Raw genomic sequence first — 25,133 nt, 5'->3', positions numbered from 1 at the left:
TATGGTAACGATATGAGGATGTTTTAATGATGGTACCAAAGCGGTCAATTTCTCAGTGAGTAAAAATAACGAAATTCTGGATATTCTCCGGACCAAAAAATCACTTTTTCGTGCGGTTGGGATATTTACAGCATTAATCAATATGCTGATGTTGGCTCCCTCGATTTATATGCTACAGGTTTACGATCGTGTTCTTCCCTCGGCCAATAGTATGACACTGCTGATGCTAACGCTGATGGTGCTTGGGATGTATGCGATCATGGGGCTACTGGAGTACATCCGCAGCATGGTGGTTATCTGCATCAGTAATGATATAGATAGGCAGCTAAATACACGGGTATATACCGCTGCTTTCAGAGCCGGATTGAAAGAGGGGCCGACAGATAAGGCCGGTCAGGCGCTGGGCGATCTCACCACTCTGCGGCAGTTTATCACCGGAAACGGCTTGTTTACTCTCTTTGATGCGCCGTGGTTTCCCATCTATTTGTTGGTTATTTTCCTGTTTAATATCTCGATGGGCGTCTTTGCATTCGTGGGCGCGGTGCTACTCATTCTACTGGCGATGTTCAATGAACGCTGGTCGCGCAGACCCTTGTTGCAGGCTAACCAACTGGCGATCGCCTCGACGCAGTTAGCGAACACCAACTTGCGGAATGCAGAAGTGATTGAAGCCATGGGAATGCTGAGTAATTTGCGGCGACGTTGGTTGCATCTACATCAGGGATTTCTTGCCAGTCAGTGTCGCGCCAGTGAACGCGCCGCGTTGATTACCGCGCTGACTAAATGCGTTCGCCTGACGTTACAGTCGCTAATATTGGGATTGGGTGGCTGGTTAGCGATCGAGGGGGCGATTACGCCCGGTATGATGGTGGCAGGATCTATTCTGATGGGACGGGTATTGGCACCGATTGAGCAAGCGATTGGTGCCTGGAAGAGCTGGCGTGCAGCAAGTTTGGCCTGGCAACGGCTGGTCAGTTTGCTTAATGCGTTTCCCCGGCCTGAGGATCGCCTTGCTCTACCGGCTCCGAGCGGTTCTATTCATGTAGAGAAAGTTAGCGTATCACCTGGGTTAAATGACATTAGCTTTAGTGTGCGCCCCGGCGAAGTGGTTGGCATCATCGGCCCCAGCGCCGCCGGGAAATCCACCCTGGCGCGGGTGGTTGCCGGAGTTTGTCCAACAAATCAGGGTGTTGTGCGCTTAGACGGGGCCGATATTACTCAATGGAACAGGGAAGCGCTGGGCGCCTTTGTTGGCTATTTGCCGCAGGACATTGAGTTGTTTGCTGGCACGATAGCAGAAAATATTGCCCGTTTTAGCGATGCGGAGGCTGAAAAAATCATTGAGGCCGCCCGTATGGCTGGGGTGCATGAGTTGATTCTGCGGCTTCCACAGGGATATGACACGGTAATTGGCCATCGCGGTGCAGGGCTATCCGGAGGGCAAAAACAACGCATTGGGCTGGCTCGCGCGCTGTTTGGCTCGCCGCCATTGTTAGTACTGGATGAACCTAACTCCAATCTGGACGATGCCGGAGAGCGAGCGCTCGGCGAAGCCATTTTGCAATTCAAACAAAGAAATAAAACCGTCTTGTTGGTTACCCACCGACCCGCTCAGTTAATGATGACGGATAAATTATTGGTGCTGAATAATGGTTTGCTGACAGCCTATGGTGAGACGAAACAGGTATTACAAGCGTTGACGAAGGAACGTAAATGACCAGAAAAGAAAATCCGGCTGAACCTGCCGTTCCGCAGGATGCACAACGCTATGTTCAATGGGGGTACTGGATCGTTATCGCCGGTCTCTTCGGGCTGATTCTGTGGGCAGCGCTGGCACCGCTTGACAAAGGGGTTGCCGCCACCGGTTCGGTGATAGTCGCGGGCCACCGTAAAACTGTACAAGCACCTGACAACGGTAAGGTGGAACAGGTTCTGATAAAGGAAGGGGATAAAGTTGTTGCCGGACAATTATTGATACAGTTGGAACAGACGCACAGCGCAGCCCGGCTTACTGCGCTACGAGAGAAATATTTGACCATGCAGGCAATCGAAGAGCGCTTGCAGGCGGAGAAGAGAGGTAACAACGAAATCACCTTTTCACCTCGTCTGACGGTAACAAAAGGGGTAGCACATGGGGATGTTCTGCTGGAGTCTCAGCGCCAACTCTTTTACTCACGTCGGCAAGCCCTTAATAATGAAATACAGAGTTATCAGCAGCAATCTCATGGCTTATTGGCTGAGTACACGGCGATAAAGCAGGCGCTTAAAAATAAACGATTGCAGCTTAGTGTGCTGGGTGAACAAACCCAAAATATGCAATCTCTCGCGGAACAGGGCTATTTATCACGCAATCGCTTGCTGGATACCCAGCGGCAGCTTGCCGAAGTTAAAAGCAGCACGGCAGAGATGAGCGGGCGTCTGAGTCAGCTAGAAAAGCAGCGGCAGGAGATGTTGCAGCGTATCGTGTTGCGTCAGGCTGAGTACCGGCAAGAAGTGGATAGCCAACTGGCGCAAACACAGTTGGATCTTGCCGACATCTCTAGCCAGATCACGCAGGTGGAACAGGAACATCGCAATACGTCGGTTTTCGCGCCTGTCGCCGGTAGGGTGGTTGAGCAGGGCGTATTTACGCCGGGTTCGGTGGTGCGTGTCGGTGAAAAGCTGTTGGATGTGGTGCCGGAGGATAATGGTTTGGTGGTGGAAGCGAGGTTGAGAACTGATTTGGCGGACAAGGTTTCTGAAGGTTTGCCGGTGAGTTTACTGTTTGTTTCTTTTAATCAAAGCACCACGCCACGGGTTCCGGGCGTGGTTAAGTTGGTTTCCGCCGATAGCTTGACGGATCGGTACAGCGGTGAGACTTATTATCGGCTGGAGGTTGCCGTGACGCAGGAAGGGATAAACGGGGCGCCAGGCGACAAACTTAAGCCGGGTATGCCGGTGGAACTGTTTATTAAAACCGGCTCGCGTACACTATTGAATTATTTATTTAAGCCACTGATAGACAGAGCTTTTAGTGCGTTATCGGAAGAATGAACGACAAAATCAAGCAATAGGCCGCCTAATCTACAGGGAACTTTTCTCTTCCTCTTCGCCACAGAAATACGCAGGTTATTTCTGTCGTAAGATAACAATTTGATATTGTGCGAACGGGAAGGAGAGGGCATGCCATTAACCACGGTTAGCGAGAATAGATTACGGCCTTTGGAGTCGCGCAATTTTCAGACCAATAATCCGACCCGCCGTGTTTCAATGCGGATTGCCCTGGAAGGCACCAATCGGGCACACCGTGAACGCCAGGTCGAAGTTTCCGTGAAGGAAATGAACGCATTACGCCTCGGTAACCGGGCGATTGATGATACCTGGCGCATTTTGGATATCGGATCGGCTAATCAGCGCCAGCATGTCCTGTCGACACAGGGCGAATCCTACCGGCGCACGCTATTAACCTACCAAAAGACTAAAGGACAAGACATCGCTACGGTGGCCCGCGATGCAGCACGCTATCGCGCCGGTAACTGTTATCAGATGGCAGCGGTTAGTGCGTTATTACTGGCCACCGATCCCCATCAAAACCAACCGGTAGCGATGGTGGCGAACCGTAATGTTGACCATGCTTTTGTCGAGGTTGGCGATGCGCGTGAGAGGAACAGAACCATCATTGTTGATGCGTGGCCCGAGTTTGGTCGTGCGATGCGTAAAAAAGAGTTTCAGTTTGCCGATCAGTACGATGTGGTACAACGCTATGCGCCGCGCGCGGATCTCCGCGAACGTGAATCCCTGTTGCGCGGGCGAAAATATAGTCAGAGAAGAGTGAATGAGGAGTTTGGGCGTGCAGCGCCAGCGCTGGCCCAGCTTGATCCGGGGCAACTGACTACCCATCTGGTTAAACGCCAGAAGATGTATGAACAGCGTCATACCTCTTATAACCTCGGTGCGGCTTACTATGCGACAGATTCTGCGGGCATAACAACCGAAGCGGATCAAACCTTATCAGAAGAACAATTCTTACGCCGTATGGAAGGGCCGCTGGGGGTGCGTACGCTGCAGGACGGCTCGCCGGGCTTGGGGCGTCGTATCGCCATGGAGGTTGAGGCTTCGACGCCGGCGCGTGTTTCCGGTAGGGCTCGGCGCGAAGCGCGGGGTGAGGTGGAAGCGCGTGAACCGCATCGGCATCACCGTCATGTGCGAGTTGATGAACGGGGTCGTACCGAAGAGAGAAGGGGAAGGCAGCCGCGAGGTGAATCAACAAACTCTACTCGTCCACGCGCGCGTTCGACATCGGTATTTGACGCAGTACGGCGTCTGTTTGGCGGCTAATTTTAACTAAGGAGGCGCCAATGGCGGGTTCATCGCGATTGTTTCAACTATTAACTAACTTGGTTGAAGAGGGTGAGTTACCGGAAACCTCAGAGGGCTATGTGCTTAGTTTAAGTGAGACGCTCAGTGTCGAAATTGAGGAATCTCCGGCGGACCATATGACCGTGAGTTGTCTGCTTAATGCGCCGGAGGAACGTTTTTACGATTGGGGTACGCTGGCCGTGCTGCTGCAAACCAATTTGTTGGGTCTTGAGCATCCACCTATTTTGGTAGGAGCGCTGATTGAAGAACAACAGATTTTAATGTGGTCACGCCAGCCTTTTATCTTACTCGATCGGCCAGCGCTGAAACGATTGTTTGAGCGTTTTGCGACCCAGGCTGAGAAATTGGAACAGTGGCTGGCACAGCCGTTGGTGGACGAGGTTGGGTAATCTACGCCATCGCTTTCATTTTTTGAATTACGGATGAGTCAAACTCATATCGTGGCTTACAAAGCAAAAATCCCGCCGCAGCGGGATCTTTTAGAATGAAGTTGAAGCTGACCGGTAAGCCGGGTTCTGTCGTGGACAATCATTCATCTAGGCCAGCAATCGCTCACTGGCTCAAGCAGCCTACCCGGGTTCAGTACGGGCCGTACCATGTGAACCCCTATTTGGCCTTGCTCCGGGTGGAGTTTACCGTGCCACGAACTGTTGCCAGCCGCGCGGTGCGCTCTTACCGCACCCTTTCACCCTTACCTGATCCCGTTTACACGGGCCATCGGCGGTTTGCTCTCTGTTGCACTAGTCGTAGGCTTTCGCCTCCCAGGCGTTACCTGGCACCCTGCCCTATGGAGCCCGGACTTTCCTCCCCTCTGCCCGTCTCCCCCAAAGGGGACGACGACAAAGCGGCGACTGTCTGGTCAGCTTCGGCGCGGAGTGTAAAGCGTTTTACCCTATTTGTCACTCTTCTTGCTGGCTAAGCGCGTACTTATAGAGCGCGTTTTTCTTCACCCCATGGATCTCGGCGGCCAGCGCGGCGGCCTTTTTCAACGGCAGCTCACTTTGTAGCAACGCCAAAGTCCGCAACGCCTCGGCGGGCAGGGCATCATCATCCGGCGCTTTAAAGCCTTCGACAATTAACACCATTTCACCTTTACGGCGATTTTCATCCTCCAGCACCCAAGCCAGCAGTTCGGCGACCGGCGCGCCCTGAATCGACTCCCAGGTTTTGGTGAGCTCACGCGCCAACACCACATAACGATCGCCGCCCAATTCAGTGGCAATATCCTGTAAACTATCGAGCAGACGATGGGTGGATTCGTAAAAAATCAGCGTACGGGGTTCATTGACCAGCGCACGTAAACGGTCGCTACGGCCTTTGTGCTTGGCGGGAAGAAACCCTTCGTAACAGAAACGATCGGACGGTAACCCCGCTGCGCTTAATGCTGTAATCGCCGCGCAAGCGCCGGGTAACGGCACCACGCGAATACCCGCTTCCCGGCAGCGGTGCACCAGATGGTAGCCGGGATCGTTAATTAGTGGCGTGCCGGCATCGGAAACCAGAGCAATACTTTGGCCTTCCTGCAGCTTCGCCAACAATAGCTCGGCTTTTTGCTGCTCATTATGGTCGTGCAATGCGAAGAGGCGCGCATTGATGGCGAAATGTTGTAGCAACAGCCCGGTATGACGTGTATCTTCCGCAGCGACAAGATCGACGCTCGTGAGCACCGTCAGCGCACGCTGGGTGATATCACCCAGGTTACCAATCGGCGTGGGAACGATGTAGAGCGTACTGGCAGAAATCTCTGCCCGATCGAGTTGTTTCATTGTTTCATCCGAATTGCCGATTTAATATTGAGCATCTTGAAAAAAACATCACTGGATACAGTATGCTTCCTTCAAAAGTCGTTCGTAATAAAGCAGGACGCTTCGTGCCTGTTCTCCTGGCCGCGCTAATCCTTGCCGCATGTTCCGGTCAGGCGCCTGAAACACCGTCGGTGAATATTCAGGGACCCGCTACAGGCACTTCCGACTACTATTTGCAGCAAGTGCAGCAAAGCCCGGATGATAACAAGGCTGACTGGCAATTACTCGCTATACGTGCCTTATTAAACGAGGGGAAATACCCGCAGGCGAATCAGCAGATGTCGCAACTGCCGCAACAGCTTAGCGATACACAACGGCAAGAGCTACAGTTGCTGACCGCACAATTGCGGATTGGTACGCAAGATGTGAATAATGCGCAGGGTATTTTAGACAAGCTTGATCCTTCTTCGCTCTCTAAAGATCAACAGGCGCGTTACTACGGTTTAGAAATTGCCGCCAGTCAGGGGCATCCGTCGCTTGCGTTGCTACGCGCGTATATTGCTCAAGAGCCGCTACTGCAGGGCGATGCCCACCAGAAAAATATTGATGCAACCTGGCAGGCATTAACGCAAATGTCATCGGCGCAGGCGAATAGCCTGGTGATTAACGCCGATGAAAATACGTTGCAGGGCTGGATTGATTTGCTTGGCGTTTACAGCGCGAATCGCAACGACCCTGATATGTTGAAGGCAGGGATCAGTGATTGGCAAAGCCGCTATCCGCAGAACCCGGCGGCGAAAACGTTGCCGAGCGCGCTAAGCCAGGTGCAACATTTCCAGCAATCATCAACCGAAAAAATTGCCCTGTTATTGCCATTAAGCGGCCAGGCGCAAATCTTCGCTAACGCCATTCAGAAAGGGTTTGATGATGCGCGCAACGGTGTGTTGGCCGCCGCCGCGCCGCCGCCAGCGCCTGCCAGCGCACCGGCTGCTCAGCCTGCGGATAATGCCCAGCCTGTGCAGGCGTCCGACGATCCGAATGCGGTGGTTAGCCCTTCGGCGGCGAATACCGGCACCGACAGCGATGCGGATGCGCAACCCTCGGCGGCCGCTGCGCCTGCTACAGCACCCGCGCCTGCGGCTCCCGCCAGTAACGCCCAGGTCAAAGTGTACGATACTTCAACGCAGCCGCTACCGCAGTTGCTGACCCAGGTACAGCAAGATGGCGCAACATTAGTCGTCGGCCCGCTGCTGAAAAACAATGTTGAAGCACTGGCAAACAGTCAAACCTCGCTGAATGTGCTGGCGTTAAACGAACCCGGCACCATCCAGAACCGTCCGAATATGTGCTACTTTGCGCTTTCTCCTGAAGACGAAGCGCGCGATGCCGCGCATCATGTATGGGAGCAGGGCAAGCGCACGCCGTTGTTGCTGGTGCCACGCAGCGCGTTGGGTGACCGTGTGAGTAAAGCCTTTACCCAAGAGTGGCAAACCCTGGGAGGCGGAACCGTACTGTTGCAACAGTTTGGTTCGACCTCAGAGTTGAAGCAGGGGATCAATAGCGGGGCGGGCATTCGCCTGAGTGGATCACCGGTTAATGTGCAGCCTGCGCAACAACAGGGCGTGACGATTGCCGGGTTAACTATCCCGTCGCCGCCGAGCGATACAGCACCGGCGGCGTCCTCTTCCGGCGGGAATGTGGATGCGGTGTATATTGTGGCCACGCAGGATGAGTTGCAGTTGATTAAGCCGATGATTGCGATGCGTATCAGCAGCCGCGATAACATCGCACTGTATGCCAGCTCACGCAGCTTCCAGGCTGGCGCGGGGCCAGATTTCCGTCTGGAGATGGAAGGTCTACAGTTCAGCGATATGCCGCTGCTCTCCGGGGCGAATCCGGGCCTGATGCAGCAGGCGGCACGGGCCTTTAATAATGATTATTCGTTGGTGCGCCTCTACGCGATGGGCATTGATGCCTGGACGCTGGCTAACCACTTTAGCGAAGCGCGGCAGCTTCCCGGTTTCCAGATTGATGGGAGCACCGGCAAGCTGAGCGCCACGCAGGATTGTGTGATCAACAGGAAGTTGACATGGAGCCAGTATCGCCAAGGGCAAATCGTTCCGGCCTCCTGAGCCATCAGCAGACGGGCGCGCGCTATGAGTCCATCGCGCGTCGCCATCTGGAACAGGCGGGTTTAACGTTTGTGGCGGCCAATGTGCGCTATCGTGTTGGTGAGATTGACCTTGTCATGCGCGAAGAAGCACGTTGGGTGTTTGTCGAAGTGCGTTACCGTCGCAGCGGAGAGTTTGGCGGCGCGCCCGCCAGCGTAACGTGGCGCAAGCAGCGGAAATTGTTGCGTGCGGCGGCGCTTTGGCTGGCGTCGCGTAACGCCAGTTTTGAAACGACGGATTGTCGCTTTGACGTGGTTGCCATTACCGGCGATCGGCTTGAGTGGCTGCCCGATGCGTTTAATGCAGATGTATAGAACCAGGTGGTATCGTGCTGGAAAGAATTAAAGCGTGTTTTACTGAGAGCATCCAAACCCAGATTGCGGCGGCGGAAGCGCTGCCAGACGCGATTTCACGCGCGGCGATGACGATGGTGCAGTCGCTACTGAACGGCAATAAAATTCTGAGTTGTGGTAACGGCACTTCTGCCGCCAATGCTCAACACTTTGCCGCCAGTATGATTAATCGCTTTGAAACTGAGCGCCCCAGCTTGCCAGCCCTGGCGCTCAGCGCGGATAACGTGTTGTTGACCGCGATTGGTAATGATCGCTTGCATGACGAAGTTTACGCTAAGCAGGTGCGTGCGCTTGGGCAAACGGGCGATATTTTACTCGCCATCTCTACGCGTGGTAATAGCCGCGATATCGTGAAAGCGGTGGAAGCGGCGGTCACGCGCGATATGAGTATTATTGCACTGACGGGCTATGATGGCGGCGAGCTTGCCGGTTTATTAGGCCCACAGGATGTGGAAATCCGCATTCCTTCGCACCGTAGTTCACGTATTCAGGAAATGCATATGCTTACCGTGAACTGTCTGTGTGATTTGATAGATAACACCTTGTTTCCCCACCAGGAATAATTGAAGGAGCATAAATGAAGGCATTATCTGCATTTGCAGTGGTTCTTACCGCACTGATGTTACAGGGTTGTGCAGCGGTGGTGGTAGGCAGCGCAGCCGTGGCGACCAAAACCGCAACCGATCCGCGTACCGTCGGCACGCAGGTTGACGATAGCACGCTGGAGCTGCGCGTCAGCAACGCGCTGTCGAAAGATCAGCAGATCAAAAATGATGCGCACATTGTCGCTACCGCCTATCAGGGTAAAGTATTGTTAACTGGCCAGGCGCCCAGTAGCGATATTGCCGCGCGGGCGAAACAAATTACTATGGGTGTAGATGGCGCGACTGAAGTGTATAACGAGATCCGCCAGGGGCCGAAAGTGAGCCTGGGCACCGCGTCGTCCGATACCTGGATTACGACCAAAGTGCGTTCGCAACTGCTTTCAAGCGACCAGGTGAAATCGTCGAATGTGAAGGTAACCACCGAGAATGGCGAAGTGTTCTTGTTGGGGCTGGTCACGGATAGTGAAGCGAAAGCGGCAGCGGATATCGCCAGCCAGGTGAGCGGTGTCCAACACGTCACCACCGCTTTTACCATTCTGAAATAACTGGCTAAACCGGGCGATGTTTATCGTCCGGTTTTTTTACTTTACTCCGCTAAATCAATCACCAATGCACGCAATGATGTACGCGCTTCTAGCGTGATTTGTGATTCATCGCGAATAAACGCGCCATCGCCGCAGGCCAGCGTTTCACCGCCCCCGTCAGGCGTTAGCGCATGGTAACCGCCATGAATAGATTGCAGCCAGGCACGCGCGCCGCGTAGCGCGAGCGTACGGCGCTCTCCCGCTTCCAGCCTGAGATGATGTACCCACACTTGTTGACGCAACTGTAGGCTACCTTGTTCGCCGTCGGGCGAAGCCAATAACGTGTAGGGCTGGCATTCATGCATCTTGACCGACTGAATTGCTGCATTTTCACGTTGCGGGCAAGCGTTCAGCCATAGCTGTATCCGGGTTAGCGGTGTCTCTTTGCTCAAGTTTTGTTCGCTATAACTTACGCCTGGCTGGGTCGCCAGCAGCAGTGCTTCACCCGCGCTGGCTTGGGTATAATTCCCCTCGCTATCGCGGTATCCCGCCTCGCCTTGCAGGATAAGATTAAGAATATCCACTTTGGGATAGGTACGGGGTTGAAAAGCGGCGCTAGGCGCCAGGACTTCCTGGTTCAGGACGCGTAGTGACGCGTAGCCTAATAAGTTTGGATCAAAATAGTGTCCAAAAGAGAAGGTATATCGTGCCTGAAGCCAGCCGTAGTCCGCTTTGCCGCACGCCTGCGCGGTACGAGATGTGATCATGATTATTCGGCCTCTTACTGCCGTCTCGCCAGGGCTGGCGGGACGCGGTTTATCTTTCCATGGTAAATATCTGGACGGCGGATTGTTAGCCAGTTAATCTGCCAGGCATATTCAAATTTCCTGACAGAGAACCACGATGGCGAAAGACCGGGCCTTAACATTAGAAGCGCTACGCGTAATGGATGCGATTGACCGACGCGGCAGTTTTGCCGCCGCTGCCGATGAGTTAGGGCGCGTTCCCTCCGCGCTGAGCTATACCATGCAGAAGCTGGAGGAGGAGCTGGATGTGGTGCTGTTTGACCGTTCCGGGCACCGCACGAAATTTACTAACGTAGGCCGAATGTTGCTGGAGCGCGGGAGGATTCTGCTGGAAGCCGCTGACAAACTCACCACCGATGCCGAAGCGTTGGCTCGCGGCTGGGAAACGCATCTGACCATCGCTATCGAGGCGTTGGTGCCGACCGAATTACTGTTTCCGCTGGTGGTCAAGCTGGCGGCGAAGGCGAATACGCAAATTTCGTTGATGACCGAAGTATTGGCGGGCGCATGGGAACGCCTGGAGCAGGGGCGGGCAGACATTGTTATCGCGCCGGATATGCATTTTCGTGCCTCAACCGAAATCAACACTCGCAAGCTGTACACCATGAGAAGCGTGTACGTTGCCAGTTCGGACCATCCAATCCATCAAGAGCCGGAACCCTTGTCAGAAACCACGCGTATAAAATACCGTGGTATCGCGGTTGCGGATACCGCGCGTGAGCGGCCGGTGCTGACCGTACAATTGCTGGATAAACAGCAACGGCTGACCGTGAGCTCAATGGATGATAAGCGTCGTGCATTGCTGGCAGGATTAGGCGTGGCGACGATGCCGTGGCCAATGGTGGAACAAGATATTGCCGAAGGCCGTTTGCGCGTAGTCAGCGCGGAGAATACCCGCGAGATCGATATTATTATGGCCTGGCGGCGCGATAGCATGGGTGAGGCGAAGGCGTGGTGCCTGCGTGAAATCCCGCGTCTGTTTTTAAAACAGCAATAAAATTAGCGGGAGCCATACAGGCTCCCATCCGAGCGGAAACGTTATCTAAAACGTTCGTCGCGGCCGTGTGGTTCATCCAGGTCAAAATCCGGCCCAATCGAAATTACGCCGTGTGGATTGATGGTTTTATGGCTGCAATAGTAGTGATGGCGAATATGCGCTAAATCGACCGTTGCGGCGATGCCCGGCATCTGCCAAATATCACGTAAGAAGCCGCTGAGATTGAGATAATCGCCAATACGCTGTTTGTCGCACTTAAAGTGAGTGACATATACCGGATCGAACCGCACCAGCGTCGTCCACAGGCGTAGGTCGGCCTCGGTGAGACGGCTGCCGGTTAAATAACGATGTTGTCCAAGTATCTGCTCCAGGCGCTCCAGCGAGGCAAATAGCGCGGTCACCGCGTCGTCGTAAGCCGCCTGGGTGGTGGCGAACCCGGCTTTATACACGCCGTTATTGACGGTGTCATAAACCCAGCTATTCACCTCATCAATACGGTCGCGTAATTCCGGCGGATAATAATCCCCGGCACGCGCGCCCAACGCATCGAAAGCGGAATTAAACATACGGATAATATCGGCAGACTCATTGCTGACGATGGTTTGCTGATGTTTATCCCACAATACCGGGACGGTAACACGTCCGGTGTAATGGTCATCGGCATGCAGGTAGAGCTGATAGAGGAATTCATTTTGATACAGATCGTCGCCGGTCGCGGCGGGGAAATCATCACCAAATGTCCAGCCGTTCTCCAGCATTAACGGATGCACCACCGAAACCGGTATCAACGTTTCCAGCCCTTTCAGTTTGCGCATTAGCAGTGTGCGGTGCGCCCACGGGCAAGCGAGCGAGACATACAGATGATAGCGATCGCGTTCGGCGCCAAAACCGCTTTTACCGGTTGGACCGGCGCTGCCGTCGGGAGTTATCCAGTTGCGCCAGGCCGATTCCGAACGTTTAAATCGCCCGCCGGTCGATTTTGTGTCGTACCAGGTATCGTGCCAAACGCCATCAATCAATTGTCCCATAACTCCTCCAAAATAGATTGGGCGAGGGATGGTGGCCCTCGCCCTAATCGCATTTAGTTAGTCTATACCCGTCATATTTCAGGTTGCTGTGCGTTACCGCCTTTCTGCCGCTCGAATTATGTAGAGTATAGGCAATGCATTACCATTTTTTTCCAAGCAAGCGGTCAATACTGAACGCACCCGGGCCGGTTACCGCCAACATGAGAAAACCGCCAATAATGGTCAGGTTTTTCATAAACATGATCTGGTTAACTTCATTGGAGAAGTCGCTGTGGAAAATCAGCGCGGTCAACAATGTAAACCCAGCGATAAACCATGATGTGAAGCGTGTCAGGAAACCGAACAGAATCGCCAGACCACCGCCCAGTTCCAGCAGAATCACCAACGGCAGGAAGAAACCCGGCACGCCCATTGATTGCATATATTGCTGTGTACCGGCATAACCGGTCAGTTTGCCCCAACCTGCGGTAATAAACAGAATTGGCATCAGAATACGTGCCACCAGGAAAACGATATTTTCTAATTTTTTCATCATCAACCCCAATAAGATTGGTCTGCAGGCCATTGCCTGTCGAACAGTAAATTACAGGCTTCATGCTGTTTACGGCATGGAAGCGCTTCGGTGGGGATGATAATAATCAGGAACAGGAAAGGTTGTAAGCAAGTTTAACTGCACAACTTTATCAATATTTCTGAAGAGGAAAAGCCATGCGGTGAATGCATGGCTTTACGCGGTTAACGATGGGGGAGGTTTTTACGGATCAAGCGCCAGGTGCTCCAGGCGCCCAGCCCGCGTTTTGCCCAGCGCAGCAAGAAGTTAGGATTACGTACCGACCAAATCGCCAGTGCGCCGCTGCCAATCGCCAGGTAGCGGCGCAGGTTAAGAAACGCCAGCCACCCGCGATCATAATGAGCGGTACCGAGTAACCAATCACGACGGGCGGCGCTGAGATCGAGGCGTTGCTGCTGTATTACTCCCAGTAGCTCCGCTTTACGTTGCTCACGCTCGGCACGGCTCATGAGTGATCATCCTCCAGCAGCTTACGATCGGTTTCCAGCTCCTTACGCGTATGGCGTAACAACGTGGATTGACGCGATTTCCGCAAACTCCATAAACCAAAAATGATTGCCAATAAGAACAGTACGCCAGTGGTGATGCCGATAGCCATTAGACGATATTGGGCATCCACCGCCCAAATAATCAATACCATTAAGCTCATCAGCCCAAAAGCGGTAAACAGCATCGTCAGGCCAACCATCATCAGCATCTGAATGAGATTGGCTTTCTCTTCTTCCAGCTCAACCACTGCCAGCCGTACACGGGTTTCCACCATGCCCACCAGCGTGGTAACGATGCGCTGTCCTATGTTTATGACCCCTTTGCCTGGGCCGTGGCTTTGCTGTGGATCAGCCATCATTAACGACGTGTCAGCAAGACGCCTAACACCACGCCAATGGCGGCGCCAATACCCACGCCATGCCACGGATTTTCACGCACATAATCATCGGCGAGGCCCGCCGCTTCGCGCGTGGTTTGGGCGATACGATCACCCGATTCACCGAGACGCTCGCGTGAAGCATCCAACGCATTACGCGCTTTATTGCGCAGCTTATCCAGCTCAGATTTGGATTTATCGGTAGAGGTGCTAAGCACCTCCTCCAACGTATCAGCCAGATTCTTTAATTCAGCGCGAAGGTGTTCAGATGTAGTATCTTTTGACATGTTATACTCCTTTAAAATCAACTAAATGACTCGATTAGAACGTTACCAGGGAGCGGCTTGTAGTTGCTTTAACTCGTCACGTTCTTCCTGTAATTTTCTTTCTCGTTTGGCAATTTTGTCTTTATCGCCTTTTTCTTTGGCCTCTTTGAGGTCCTGCTCGCGTTCAGCAACCTCTTTCTGTTTCGCCTCAATCCTCTCCTGATGCGCGGCTTTTAGCTTGGCATCGGTACAACTGGCACGCACCTCGGTCAACGCACGCTCCAGCCCGTTAACGCGGCGCTGATTATCGTGCTGTTGCGCCATCTGAATTTCATGTTGAATGTCCTTCTCTTTCTGCATACAGAGCGTTTCTGCGGCCTGTGCCAGGCCCGGGAGGACGAGAAGAACGGAACAGAGCATGTAGCGAGGCTTCATTGGATTGTGACCTTCCTTTGTTGGGTTGCCGCCCGTTCCCTTTGAACGGTAGTGATAGCGTTAATGCCCGTATCAGGCGAACCATAATGTGGGTAACGTCAGTTAAGAATAGTCAGTAATTGCTTAAAGCTCAAAGTGGAAGCAGCAAGAAGATGGCGCCTACGCCGCCGCAACGTGGGCGACGACATGGCCGATTAGCCGACCCATAACGAGTGGAAACGAATTTTACTCAGCCAGTGTCTGTCTGCGCCGGACTCAATCTGGGCGATGACAAAACCGTAGGGGAAGATTTCATGCAACGCTTTTTGCGCCGCCTGACTCTCTTCGCTGGAGTCGAAATGGATTACCAGCGTATCGCCAGAGGGAGTAATACTTTTAATTTGTATACCTTGCGCATTTAATCGCTGATACACATAGAAACCATCAGGCAAAGTTACGCCCTGGCTTGAAACCCTGATTTGCAGTGCGCTTTCATCACGCAACAACCGTGGCGTCAGCGCGACCACCAGTAGCAACGCTACGCCAAACAGTAACCACGGCAACGTGCGGTGGCGGAAAGTATGCTGGCGCATCAGTTCTGCCCCTTATCATGGCTAACGCTACGTTTTTTACGCCACAGCACGTACAGCGATCCGAACAGGCCAAACACCAGCAATACCAGTGGCAGCAGCATTAAACAGAACATCAGTTCATCTTCATAACGGCGGAAAATCGGGGTTTTACCCAACGCGAAACCGAAAACGGTCAAAATAAATACCCACAGGAAACCGCTCATCCAGTTAAAAAACTGGAAACGCGTATTATCCAGGCCGGACAGGCCAGCGATTGTGGGCAACAGAGTGCGCACGAAGGCGATAAAGCGCCCCATTAATAGCGCGGAAAGACCATGCCGGTGAAACAAACGATGTGCGCGCTGGTGATATTGCGCCGGTAAATGCGATAGCCAGTTTTGCACCGTAGCGGTATTACCCAGCCACTTTCCTTGTATGTAGCTGACCCAGCACCCCAGGCTGGCGGCAGTGGTCAAAATAAATAGCGTTAAAGGAAAATTCATCGTGCCTTTTGCAATCAACACGCCGACTAAAATTAATAAACTATCGCCGGGCAAAAATGCGGCGGGCAGCAGGCCATTTTCAAGAAACAGAATCATAAACAGCAGGCCGTAGATCGCCCAGACCAGCGTCGGATCGGCCAGGGTTTCAAAATCTTGTTGCCACAAGGCGTGTAACAACGCTTTCAAAATATCCATTAAGTGTTCCTGAACTTCAATGTCTTACCGGATTGTGGTTTATACGCAGAGGCGAAGGCCGATGGGTTCTATTTGATTATTGTTCCCGGCTCCGCCCGCTGCCTGAAAAGGATTTGTCCGCCTTTAGGCGCTTAAAACCGGCGCGGCGTCTTTCTGGCGCCTCAAAAGGTAAGAAAAGGCAGATAACTGTAACAAAATTCCCTTTAGGGAGACAGGGGAAACTGTTCGTCGACAGGGAGTTTTACCGTTGAAAGGCACGCTCTGGAAGGAGCTTTACACAGGCTGACACTAATGTAACTTTTCTGACTCAGTATGGGCGATAAACGTCGAAAAAACGATTTTTAACCGCTGGCGTTTTCCACTGTTGAATAACATCACAAAACCCGGCGGCACAATATGAAATACTGCCAGGCTATTAATTTACATTTTTGTAACAAGATAGCGGTTCCGCACATCCCTATTCCAGCGATGGTCATCTTAGCGTTAGGGCATGTCAGGTGTTGACGTGCTATTCAAATATCTGGTGAGAGGAAGCTGATATGTCTGGTTTTATGACTGAAGATTTTTTACTTAATGGCGAATTTGCCCGTCGTCTGTTTCATGATTACGCCGCCGACCAGCCTATTTTTGATTATCATTGCCACCTCCCGCCGCAACAAATCGCCGAAAATTACCGTTTTAAAAACCTATACGATATATGGCTAAAAGGTGACCACTATAAATGGCGCGCGATGCGAGCGAATGGCGTTGCGGAAGCTTTCTGTACCGGCGATGCCAGCGACCGGCAAAAATTTGATGCCTGGGCGGCGACGGTGCCGCATACCATCGGTAACCCGCTGTACCACTGGACGCATCTGGAGTTGCGGCGGCCATTTGGTATCACCAATGTCTTGTTATCAGAGAAAACCGCCGATCACATTTGGGATCGGTGTAACGCGTTATTAACGCAGGGTGCGTTTAGCGCCCGCGGTATTATGACCCAGATGAAGGTAAAAATGGTCGGTACGACCGACGATCCGATTGATGATTTACGCCATCACCATGCCTTAGCGCAGGATGCCAGTTTTGGCGTCAAAGTCTTGCCCAGTTGGCGGCCTGACAAAGCCTTTAACCTTGCGGCTGAGGGGTTCCCGGAGTATATGCAGGCGCTTTCTGCGGTTGCCGATGTGGCGATCGAGCGCTTCGGGGATCTTCGCCAGGCGTTAAGCCGTCGGCTTGATCACTTCGCGGCCCATGGTTGTAAGGTCTCCGACCATGCGTTGGACGTGGTGCTGTTCGCCGAGGCGGATGAGGCCACGCTGGATGCGATTCTCGCGCGACGTTTAGCCGGCAACGCGCCTTCAGAGCAGGAGGTGGCGCAGTTTAAAACCGCCGTATTGGTTTGGCTGGGCAGTGAGTACGCCCGCCGCGGTTGGGTGCAGCAATATCATATTGGCGCGCTGCGTAATAACAATCGCCGCCAGTTTAATTTGATTGGCGCAGATGTCGGGTTCGACTCCATTAACGATCGCCCATTGGCGGAGCCGCTATCGCGGCTGCTTGATGCACAAAATCGCGATAATGCACTGCCCAAAACTATCCTTTACTGCCTCAATCCGCGCGATAACGAGGTGATCGCCACGATGGCGGGCAATTTTCAGGGCGAGGGCGCGGCAGGCAAAATGCAGTTTGGCTCCGCATGGTGGTTTAACGATCAACTGGATGGTATGCAACGTCAAATCACACAGTTAGCGCAAATTGGTTTGCTCAGTCGCTTTGTTGGCATGCTCACCGATAGTCGCAGTTTCCTCTCTTATACCCGCCACGAGTATTTTCGTCGGTTGCTGTGCCAAATGATTGGCGGTTGGGTTGATGCCGGTGAAGCGCCAGCAGATATTGAACTGCTCGGTACGATGGTGAAAAACATCTGCTTTAATAATGCGCGCGATTACTTTGCGATTGAGCTGTAAACCCGAAAACCAGCGGAGAGAACAGCGATGCGACCAGCGATACAAATAGCGCCGGGCGATAATGTGGCGGTGGCGCTACGCGACCTGGCTGTCGGAGAAGTGGTTACGTTTGCGCCGGGAACGGTTACGCTAACGCAGCCAGTGGAACGCGGCCATAAGTTTGCCTTGCAGGCGATACCTGCCGAGGCATTAGTGATCAAATACGGCGTCCCCATTGGCCATGCCAGACGCGCTATTGCGGCGGGTGAGGGGGTGCATACCGATAACCTGCGCACTAATCTCAGCGACCTCGATGAGTACCGCTACCAGCCTGAAAAGATATGCCTTCCGCCGCAGGCGGTCGATCGCGAGGTGCAACTTTATCGCCGCGCGAACGGGGCGCCAGGGATCCGCAATGAGCTCTGGATCTTACCGACGGTGGGCTGCGTTAATGGCATCGCTCGTCAGGTCTTACAACGTTTTTTACAACAGAGTGATGGCGCGCCGGAGATTGATGGCGCGTATCTGTTTAGCCATCCCTTCGGTTGTTCGCAGCTTGGTCAGGATCACGAAAATACTCGCCGGTTATTGCAAAACATGGTGCACCATCCGAATGCTGGTGCGGTACTGGTGATTGGGCTGGGGTGCGAAAACAATCAGGTTGAGATGTTCCGTGACACGTTGGGCGAATTCGATCGGCAACGGGTGAGCTTTATGGTGTGCCAACAACAGGACGATGAAGTTGCCGCCGGTGTAGAGCACCTCCAGCGGCTATATCAGGCAATGCGCCATGATAAGCGTCAACCCGGTTGGCTGAGCGAGCTAAGGTTTGGTCTTGAGTGTGGCGGCTCGGACGGCCTGTCCGGGATTACCGCTAATCCACTGTTAGGGCGTTTTTCCGATTATGTTATTGCTAATGGAGGAACCACGGTGTTAACCGAAGTTCCGGAGATGTTTGGCGCGGAGCACCTGCTGATGAGCCGCTGCCAGGATGAGGAAACCTTCGGGAAAACCGTGGCGATGATCAATGACTTTAAGCGCTATTTCATCGACCACCATCAACCGATTTACGAAAATCCCTCACCGGGCAATAAGGCTGGCGGGATTACGACGCTGGAAGAGAAATCCCTCGGCTGTACCCAGAAAGCGGGGCAAAGCCAAGTGATGGATGTGCTGGAATATGGCGCGCGGTTGCGGTCACGCGGCCTGAATTTGTTGAGTGCGCCCGGTAATGATGCGGTTGCCACCAGCGCGCTAGCCGCCGCCGGCTGCCAGATGGTGTTATTTAGTACCGGGCGCGGCACGCCCTATGGTGGGTTTGTGCCGACGGTTAAAATCGCCACTAATAGCGAGCTGGCGCAGAAGAAACCTCACTGGATTGATTTCGATGCCGGGCGTTTAATTCATGGCGTCAGTATGGCGACGTTATTAAATGAGTTTGTCGATTATCTGGTGGCGGTTGCCAATGGAGAGGCAACCTGTAATGAGCGAAATGATTTTCGTGAACTCGCCATTTTCAAAAGCGGCGTCACGTTGTAAGGGGCGAACATGTCGCCCCGGCGTATCCTGATTACGCTTTTTGCATCTCACGCGCTTCCTCAGCCTGACAGACCGCGGCGGTGAACAGAATATCGGTCGAAGAGTTGAGTGCGGTTTCCGCTGAATCCTGCAACACGCCGATAATAAAGCCAACCGCCACCACCTGCATTGCCACCTCATTGGGAATACCAAACATATTGCAGGCCACCGGGATCAGCAGAAGCGATCCGCCCGCGACGCCGGATGCGCCGCAGGCACACAGTGAGGCGACCACGCTGAGAAGGATAGCGGTCGGAACATCGACGTTGATACCTAATGTATTGACCGCCGCCAGCGTTAACACGGTAATGGTGATTGACGCGCCCGCCATACTGATGGTGGCGCCAAGCGGAATGGAAACAGAATAGGTGTCTTCATCCAGCTTTAACCGTTTTGCTAATGCCATATTGACCGGGATATTTGCCGCCGAGCTACGGGTAAAGAAGGCGGTGACGCCACTTTCTCGCAAACAGGTAAACACCAGCGGATAAGGGTTACGACGAAGCTTCCAGTACACCAGCAGAGGGTTAAACACCAACGCCATCAGCAGCATACAACCAATTAGCAGCGCCAGCAGATGCGCATAGTTCCATAATGCGGAAAAACCAGTGGAAGCAAGGATCGAGGCCACCAGCCCGAAAATACCGATTGGCGCACAGCGAATCACTACCCGCACCACATAGGTTACCGCGTGGGAGGCATCATTCAATATTTGCTTCGTGGTTTCGCTGCTATGACGAAAGGCGATACCAAGACCAATCGCCCAGACCAAAATGCCGATATAGTTGGCGTGCATCAGCGCCTCGATCGGGTTGGCGACCATGCTCATCAACAACCCATGCAGCACTTCGGCAATCCCGGAAGGTGGCGTAATGTCGGTTTGAGCGGCGCTTAGCGTCAGCGTTTGCGGCACCAGATGGCTCATAACGACCGCCACGACAGCGGCAAAGAAGGTGCTGAGCAAGTAGAGCATTACGATAGGGCGAATACTGGTTTTTTGTCCGTGCTTATGGTTAGCGATTGAGGCGATCACCAAGACTAATACCAGCAGCGGCGCAACGGCTTTCAGCGCGCTAACAAACAGTGACCCTAACAGCCCAACCGTCAGCGCGGCATCTTTCGAAAACCAAGCCAGCGCGATACCGGCAATCAACCCAATAATAATCTGCTTTACCAGGCTACCGCGTAATAAACGGGCAGCCAATCCAGAGGGGTTTTTATCCATCGTTTGTCGAAATCCTTAATTGTTTTTTTAAAGCCCTAGTGAGGGGATGTTGCGTTTGCCTGGTGGAGTATAAGGAATTAAGCCGCCAGAAAAAGAGTAAATTCTGCCATTGATAGCATGATCAACTTTTATAAGCTTCGGCTTAGGGTTTTGTGACAGCGCTAGCGTCGGGATAATTGGCGTATTGACGGAATAAAAAACGGGGCTAAGGGCGCCCCGCTGGTGGATTATTTTCTCTGGCTGCGGCGGTCATTCCTGTGGTTAACCCACGCATTAATCAGCAGAGTGAGCGTTAAAATAGCGCCAATCACACTGAGGGAAATGGAAACCGGGATGTGCCAGATGTCGATAATTAACATCTTGAAGCCGATAAATATCAGCACAATCGCCAGGCCATATTTCAACATGGAGAAACGCTCTGCCACATTCGCCAGCAGGAAGTACATGGCACGTAAGCCGAGAATGGCAAACAGATTCGAGGTGAGCACGATGAACGGATCGGTGGTGACGGCAAAAATTGCCGGAATACTGTCTACGGCGAAAATCACATCGCTCAATTCCACCATTACCAGTACCAATAACAGAGGCGTGGCGAATAAGAGGCCATTTTTGCGCACAAAAAACTTCTCCCCCTCTAACCGGTCAGTCATCCGCAGATGGCGGCGCAACCAGCGCACCACCGGCTTGTCGCCCGGAGATTGATGACCTTCTTTCGCCAGCGCCATTTTGATGCCGGTAAATAACAGGAACGCGCCAAACAGGTAGAGGATCCAACTAAACTGTGTCACCAGCCAGCTACCGGCGAAGATCATGAGGGTGCGCAGCACAATGGCACCCAGCACACCGTAAATTAATACGCGACGTTGTAGGTTTGCCGGCACGGAGAAGTAGCTGAACAGCATCAGCCAGACAAAAACGTTATCAACCGCTAAGGCCTTTTCCAGAATATAGCCGGTCAAAAAGGCCAGCGTTTGCGTATTTGCCGTTGCGCGCCCGAGGCTGCCATCGAGGTACCACCAAAATGCGGCGCTGAACAACAGGGAGAGGGTGATCCAAACCAGCGACCAGATTGCCGCCTGACGGAGTGACATGGTGTGTGCGCCGCGCCGCCCCTGTAACAAAAGGTCGATCGCCAGCATAATGAGTACAACGACAGCGAAGCTGCCCCAGAGAAGCGGTGTGCCGATGGTATGCATAATCTTATCCAGTAATACCCGTCATACTTCAAACTGGCGTTTCGCAGCGTTCGCTCACCCGAGTTACTGACCAGCAGTAAGCTCATCGGAATCCACACTTTTGCTGCCCGAAGTCTTTAGGGTATACAAACACGGTTGAGATTCAGAAGACGGCTGCCGTGTTATCGCGCAACAGCAAAACCTTGCCTTCTGGCAAGGTCTCACTCACAACGCGGAATAAGATCCGGATTGCCCGAAGACCGGGTGCGTCAGCACCGTAATGACGATCATTCGGCTTAAAGAGTTACTCCCCTTTGCTGAACGCTAAGATACGTTCAGCCGAGACGGGAAGCAACGTGCGGCAGTAATATTTAGAAATATTTACACAGCCGCTGACGAATGTGGGTTATCCGCCGGAAAGACCACGCCAGTCTGACGACGTATTTCAGTTAATAACCGGGCGGTGCTGCGTGAGGTCGCCAACCCGGCATGATTAACTTCGTTCTCTTCCACCAGACGAGCAAATAACGCGGCCTCATACAACATCGTATTGATATGCTGCGGTTGGCTAAGATCCTGCGCTTTACTGCCGCGTGGCGTAAAGGTAACGCGCTGACATTCGGATAGCTTTTCAATCACCAGCGAACCGGCCTCGCCCTGAATTTCGCTTGGCACCAACGAATCACTCACTTTTGAGTGCAGCAAAGTGACATCGAAGTCACCGTAATCCATCAACACCGAGCCGTGAGCGTCCACGCCGCTATCCAATAATGCGGCCTGCGCCTGAACGCGGTAAGGTTCTCCCCACAGGCTAACCGTGGCGGCAAGGCAATAATAGCCGATGTCCATAATCGAACCATTAGACCAGGCGGGGTTAAAGGTGTTGGGGTTTTCCCCGTCAAGATAACGCTGGTAACGTGAGGAGTATTGGCAATAATTGAACAACGCTTTGCGCAATTTACCCACTTTGGGCAGCGCCTGTTGTAACGTGAGAAAATTCGGCAGCGCGGCGGTCTTAAACGCTTCGAACAGAATGACCTGATTTTCACGCGCGCAGGCGATCATCTGCTCAACTTCATCAAGATTAGACGCCAGCGGCTTTTCGCAAATCACATGTTTTTTATGGCGTAAAAACAGTTGCGCCTGCGGGCAGTGCAGAGAATTGGGGCTGGCAATATAAACCGCATCAATCGCATCGGATGCCGCCATCTGTTCGAGGGAAACAAACAGATGTTCGACCGGATAATCCTTACTAAAGGTTTGAGCCTGTTCCAGCGTGCGAGAATAGATGGCGGTCAGCTTCATTTTGCCGGTCTCATGCGCGGCATCGACAAACTGTCGGGTAATCCAGTTTGTACCTACAATAGCGAAGCGAATCATATGTTTTTTCTGGCTCCAGAACCTGAACGGAAAGGGCAGAGTATCACGCAGATTAATCAGAGCAATGAGTAAAATGTGCCGGAATTTGATCCTGCGATCGGCATTCCAATATGATACTGCCTGGCAGAAAAGTTTCCGTAACGGACCCATTGAAAGGAAGGAATGTGAGCGTCGCTAAACATGCACTGAATTGGACCAGCGTAATGGTCGCCGTTCCTGTCGGCTGCGCCGCCTCGCTGGTGACGCTGGGGTTCCGTGGCGTTATTGAGTTGATTAACCACCTGTTGTTCCATAGTGGACAAGAGATCACCCAAGCGATGACGGTATGGCCGTGGTTTTGCTGGCCGCTGATTGTCGGCTTAGGCGGCGTGATTGCCGGTTTCTTTCTGAACTATGCCACCACTCTTGAGCGTAGCGCGACGCTGAAAACTGATTATCTCGAAGTGATCAACGCCCGGTTGGATGCGGTGCCAACGAAAACCTCACTATTTCGTGCGCTCTCTTCCATCGCCAGTATCGGCAGCGGCGCCTCGGTAGGGAAAGAGGGGCCAATGGTTCAACTGGCCGCGCTGTGCGGCAGCATGATGGGGCGTTACTGTTTCAAGTCGTTGGCGCTCAAAAATAGCGACGTGGTGGCGATGGCCGCCGCCGCCGGGCTGGCGTCGGTTTATCATGCACCGCTGGCATCGGCGATTTTTGTCGCGGAAATCGCTTTTGGTATTTCCGCCTTGCAGCGCCTGATTCCACTGATCATCTCTTCCGCCGTCGCGGTAATGACCATGTGGTCATTAGGATTTCGTTCGGCTATCTACCCGTTTGCCGAAGCGCAATTTCAGTTAAGCCCGGCGACACTGGCGGTCACTCTGCTGGTGGGAGTATTAGCGGGCGTAACCGGCTGGCTGATTATTTTCCTGATTGGCCGCAGCAAGCAGTTATTCTCGCGGATTAACAACCTTCCGCTGCGGTTGGGGATTGGGGGTTTTGCCGTTGGGATACTGGCTATTGCGTCAACGGATATTTTGGGTAACGGCTACGAAGTCATTGTGACGGTGATGGCGGGTGGCGTGTTGCTTAAAGCTTTGCTGTTGTTGCTGGTGCTAAAACTGCTCGCCACCGCGCTTTCGGTGGGTTCCAATGCGGTTGGGGGGCTATTTACCCCTTCACTGCTGATTGGGGCGTTACTCGGCGTATCGGTTGCCACCGTCGCCGGGTTGTTAGGGATGCCGGTAGGTAATGCGTTGTTATTTGCCGCCGTTGGCATGGCGGCGGTGTTGGCGGCGGTGAGCCAGGCGCCATTAATGGCGATGTTGATGGTGCTGGAAATGACGCTGAACAGCAGTCTGTTATTTCCGGTAATGATTGCCGCCGTGCTTGCCGCAATGGTGGTTTACCGCCTGCAGACCACCAGTAGCTATCCGGTTGTCACTCGTCACTTTAGCCGTGCCGATGCCTGGGTTGATTTTGATAATGGCATTATCGCGCAGTTCATCGTCTCCGGCGCGGCATTACAACCGCATGAATCGGTGGGTAAGGCGTTGGCAGTCAGCTCCTTAAAACGCGAACGCTTCGTTTACATCATCAATGCGCAGGAGCAATTTCTTGGTGTGGTCTCGATCCACGATATTTCACACAAAATTCTTGAGCATGAACTGACGCTGGACTCGCCAGTTAGCCAGGTCATGGATGAAAACTTCCCCTGTGTATATCAGTATCAAACCATTCGCGAAGGCTGGGAGGCATTTGCGCAGGTCACGCTGGAGCGCCTGCCCGTGTTGAACAACCCTCAGGAGCGTAAATTTATGGGCGCGTTGACCAAAACCAGCCTTATTCAACAGGCGAAAGCGTTTATTTAATGGTGATCATCGGCGCGAGT

25 protein-coding genes and 1 other RNA gene are annotated in these 25,133 nt (G+C 53.1%); 12 read left to right on the top strand and 14 right to left on the bottom strand.

What is annotated here, in order from left to right; genetic code table 11:
• Positions 1-55: 55 nt before the first annotated feature.
• The 4 genes from PMPD1_RS19540 to PMPD1_RS19525 all read left to right on the top strand — a co-directional run bounded on the left by PMPD1_RS19540 (position 56) and on the right by PMPD1_RS19525 (position 4,748).
• On the top strand, positions 56-1,717 hold the full coding sequence (locus tag PMPD1_RS19540) for a type I secretion system permease/ATPase (protein ID WP_173635616.1): 1,662 nt from the start codon (positions 56-58) through the stop codon (positions 1,715-1,717).
• On the top strand, positions 1,714-3,033 hold the full coding sequence (locus tag PMPD1_RS19535; protein WP_173635615.1) for an HlyD family type I secretion periplasmic adaptor subunit: 1,320 nt from the start codon (positions 1,714-1,716) through the stop codon (positions 3,031-3,033). Before PMPD1_RS19540 ends, PMPD1_RS19535 begins: the two co-directional genes overlap by 4 nt.
• Before the next feature lie 129 nt (positions 3,034-3,162).
• On the top strand, positions 3,163-4,317 hold the full coding sequence (locus PMPD1_RS19530) for a hypothetical protein (protein WP_173635614.1): 1,155 nt from the start codon (positions 3,163-3,165) through the stop codon (positions 4,315-4,317).
• Between the two features lie 20 nt (positions 4,318-4,337).
• The gene (locus PMPD1_RS19525; RefSeq protein ID WP_173635613.1) at positions 4,338-4,748 is read left to right on the top strand and encodes a CesT family type III secretion system chaperone; all 411 of its coding nucleotides are present in this window, start codon (positions 4,338-4,340) and stop codon (positions 4,746-4,748) included.
• A 99-nt stretch (positions 4,749-4,847) separates the two neighbouring features.
• Here PMPD1_RS19525 and rnpB read toward each other — a convergent pair.
• An RNA gene (rnpB, locus tag PMPD1_RS19520) (RNase P RNA component class A) lies at positions 4,848-5,226 on the bottom strand.
• Between the two features lie 32 nt (positions 5,227-5,258).
• Entirely contained in the window at positions 5,259-6,125 is an 867-nt protein-coding gene (gene rsmI / locus PMPD1_RS19515; protein WP_173635612.1) for a 16S rRNA (cytidine(1402)-2'-O)-methyltransferase, read from the bottom strand.
• 62 nt (positions 6,126-6,187) lie between these two features.
• Between rsmI and PMPD1_RS19510 the strand changes: the two genes are divergently transcribed.
• From PMPD1_RS19510 to dolP, 4 genes are read left to right on the top strand one after another with little or no spacing between them, the layout of a single operon-like run.
• The gene (locus PMPD1_RS19510; RefSeq protein ID WP_173635611.1) at positions 6,188-8,236 is read left to right on the top strand and encodes a penicillin-binding protein activator; all 2,049 of its coding nucleotides are present in this window, start codon (positions 6,188-6,190) and stop codon (positions 8,234-8,236) included.
• The gene (locus PMPD1_RS19505; RefSeq protein ID WP_173635610.1) at positions 8,194-8,589 is read left to right on the top strand and encodes a YraN family protein; all 396 of its coding nucleotides are present in this window, start codon (positions 8,194-8,196) and stop codon (positions 8,587-8,589) included. The genes PMPD1_RS19510 and PMPD1_RS19505 overlap by 43 nt, the downstream gene beginning before the upstream one ends.
• 14 nt (positions 8,590-8,603) lie before the next feature.
• Positions 8,604-9,191, top strand: a complete 588-nt coding sequence (gene diaA, locus PMPD1_RS19500) for a DnaA initiator-associating protein DiaA (RefSeq protein ID WP_173635609.1) — start codon at positions 8,604-8,606, stop codon at positions 9,189-9,191.
• Between the two features lie 14 nt (positions 9,192-9,205).
• Positions 9,206-9,778 carry a division/outer membrane stress-associated lipid-binding lipoprotein gene (gene dolP, locus PMPD1_RS19495; protein WP_173635608.1) on the top strand — a complete coding sequence of 191 codons (573 nt, stop codon included), beginning with the start codon at positions 9,206-9,208 and terminating at the stop codon, positions 9,776-9,778.
• Between the two features lie 41 nt (positions 9,779-9,819).
• Here the strand turns inward: dolP and PMPD1_RS19490 are convergent, their stop codons facing one another.
• Positions 9,820-10,524: a pirin family protein gene (locus PMPD1_RS19490; protein WP_173635607.1), complete on the bottom strand. Its 705-nt coding sequence runs from the start codon at positions 10,522-10,524 to the stop codon at positions 9,820-9,822.
• Between the two features lie 136 nt (positions 10,525-10,660).
• Here PMPD1_RS19490 and PMPD1_RS19485 point away from each other — a divergent pair, with 136 nt between their 5' ends.
• On the top strand, positions 10,661-11,560 hold the full coding sequence (locus PMPD1_RS19485; RefSeq protein WP_173635606.1) for a LysR family transcriptional regulator: 900 nt from the start codon (positions 10,661-10,663) through the stop codon (positions 11,558-11,560).
• Between the two features lie 41 nt (positions 11,561-11,601).
• On the opposite strand, the gene PMPD1_RS19480 is transcribed toward PMPD1_RS19485, so the two are convergent.
• The 8 genes from PMPD1_RS19480 to PMPD1_RS19445 all read right to left on the bottom strand — a co-directional run bounded on the left by PMPD1_RS19480 (position 11,602) and on the right by PMPD1_RS19445 (position 15,974).
• The gene (locus PMPD1_RS19480; RefSeq protein ID WP_173635605.1) at positions 11,602-12,588 is read right to left on the bottom strand and encodes a glutathione S-transferase family protein; all 987 of its coding nucleotides are present in this window, start codon (positions 12,586-12,588) and stop codon (positions 11,602-11,604) included.
• A 139-nt stretch (positions 12,589-12,727) separates the two neighbouring features.
• Positions 12,728-13,120, bottom strand: a complete 393-nt coding sequence (locus PMPD1_RS19475) for a DoxX family protein (RefSeq protein ID WP_173636292.1) — start codon at positions 13,118-13,120, stop codon at positions 12,728-12,730.
• A 203-nt stretch (positions 13,121-13,323) separates the two neighbouring features.
• The gene (locus PMPD1_RS19470; RefSeq protein ID WP_173635604.1) at positions 13,324-13,608 is read right to left on the bottom strand and encodes a YqjK-like family protein; all 285 of its coding nucleotides are present in this window, start codon (positions 13,606-13,608) and stop codon (positions 13,324-13,326) included.
• On the bottom strand, positions 13,605-14,003 hold the full coding sequence (locus tag PMPD1_RS19465) for a phage holin family protein (RefSeq protein ID WP_173636291.1): 399 nt from the start codon (positions 14,001-14,003) through the stop codon (positions 13,605-13,607). The genes PMPD1_RS19470 and PMPD1_RS19465 overlap by 4 nt, the downstream gene beginning before the upstream one ends.
• A gap of 2 nt (positions 14,004-14,005) precedes the next feature.
• Complete coding sequence (locus PMPD1_RS19460; RefSeq protein ID WP_173635603.1) at positions 14,006-14,311, bottom strand: ElaB/YgaM/YqjD family protein; 306 nt, start codon at positions 14,309-14,311, stop codon at positions 14,006-14,008.
• Between the two features lie 42 nt (positions 14,312-14,353).
• Entirely contained in the window at positions 14,354-14,725 is a 372-nt protein-coding gene (locus PMPD1_RS19455) for a DUF1090 domain-containing protein (protein WP_173635602.1), read from the bottom strand.
• A 194-nt stretch (positions 14,726-14,919) separates the two neighbouring features.
• A complete protein-coding gene (gene mzrA, locus PMPD1_RS19450; protein ID WP_173635601.1) occupies positions 14,920-15,297 on the bottom strand; it encodes an EnvZ/OmpR regulon moderator MzrA in 378 nt (125 codons plus the stop codon).
• Positions 15,297-15,974 carry a DedA family protein gene (locus tag PMPD1_RS19445; RefSeq protein ID WP_173635600.1) on the bottom strand — a complete coding sequence of 226 codons (678 nt, stop codon included), beginning with the start codon at positions 15,972-15,974 and terminating at the stop codon, positions 15,297-15,299. Before PMPD1_RS19445 ends, mzrA begins: the two co-directional genes overlap by 1 nt.
• Positions 15,975-16,513: 539 nt before the next feature.
• Here PMPD1_RS19445 and uxaC point away from each other — a divergent pair.
• Both uxaC and PMPD1_RS19435 read left to right on the top strand, forming a co-directional pair.
• Positions 16,514-17,923 (top strand): glucuronate isomerase, encoded by a 1,410-nt coding sequence (gene uxaC, locus PMPD1_RS19440; RefSeq protein ID WP_173635599.1) that lies wholly within the window; start codon positions 16,514-16,516, stop codon positions 17,921-17,923.
• Between the two features lie 27 nt (positions 17,924-17,950).
• The gene (locus PMPD1_RS19435; protein WP_173635598.1) at positions 17,951-19,441 is read left to right on the top strand and encodes a UxaA family hydrolase; all 1,491 of its coding nucleotides are present in this window, start codon (positions 17,951-17,953) and stop codon (positions 19,439-19,441) included.
• Between the two features lie 31 nt (positions 19,442-19,472).
• On the opposite strand, the gene sstT is transcribed toward PMPD1_RS19435, so the two are convergent.
• The 3 genes from sstT to PMPD1_RS19420 all read right to left on the bottom strand — a co-directional run bounded on the left by sstT (position 19,473) and on the right by PMPD1_RS19420 (position 23,260).
• Positions 19,473-20,705, bottom strand: a complete 1,233-nt coding sequence (gene sstT / locus PMPD1_RS19430) for a serine/threonine transporter SstT (RefSeq protein ID WP_173635597.1) — start codon at positions 20,703-20,705, stop codon at positions 19,473-19,475.
• 227 nt (positions 20,706-20,932) lie between these two features.
• A complete protein-coding gene (locus PMPD1_RS19425; protein ID WP_173635596.1) occupies positions 20,933-21,901 on the bottom strand; it encodes a TerC family protein in 969 nt (322 codons plus the stop codon).
• A gap of 360 nt (positions 21,902-22,261) precedes the next feature.
• Positions 22,262-23,260, bottom strand: a complete 999-nt coding sequence (locus tag PMPD1_RS19420) for a Gfo/Idh/MocA family protein (RefSeq protein WP_173635595.1) — start codon at positions 23,258-23,260, stop codon at positions 22,262-22,264.
• Between the two features lie 164 nt (positions 23,261-23,424).
• Between PMPD1_RS19420 and PMPD1_RS19415 the strand changes: the two genes are divergently transcribed.
• Positions 23,425-25,113: a chloride channel protein gene (locus PMPD1_RS19415; RefSeq protein WP_173635594.1), complete on the top strand. Its 1,689-nt coding sequence runs from the start codon at positions 23,425-23,427 to the stop codon at positions 25,111-25,113.
• Positions 25,114-25,133: the final 20 nt, after the last annotated feature.

Origin of the sequence: Paramixta manurensis (assembly GCF_013285385.1) — a bacterium.
GTDB classification, from domain to species: Bacteria; Pseudomonadota; Gammaproteobacteria; order Enterobacterales; family Enterobacteriaceae; genus Paramixta; species Paramixta manurensis.
Note: the sequence above shows the minus strand (reverse complement) of the source record. Positions and strands in the feature narration are given on the sequence as shown.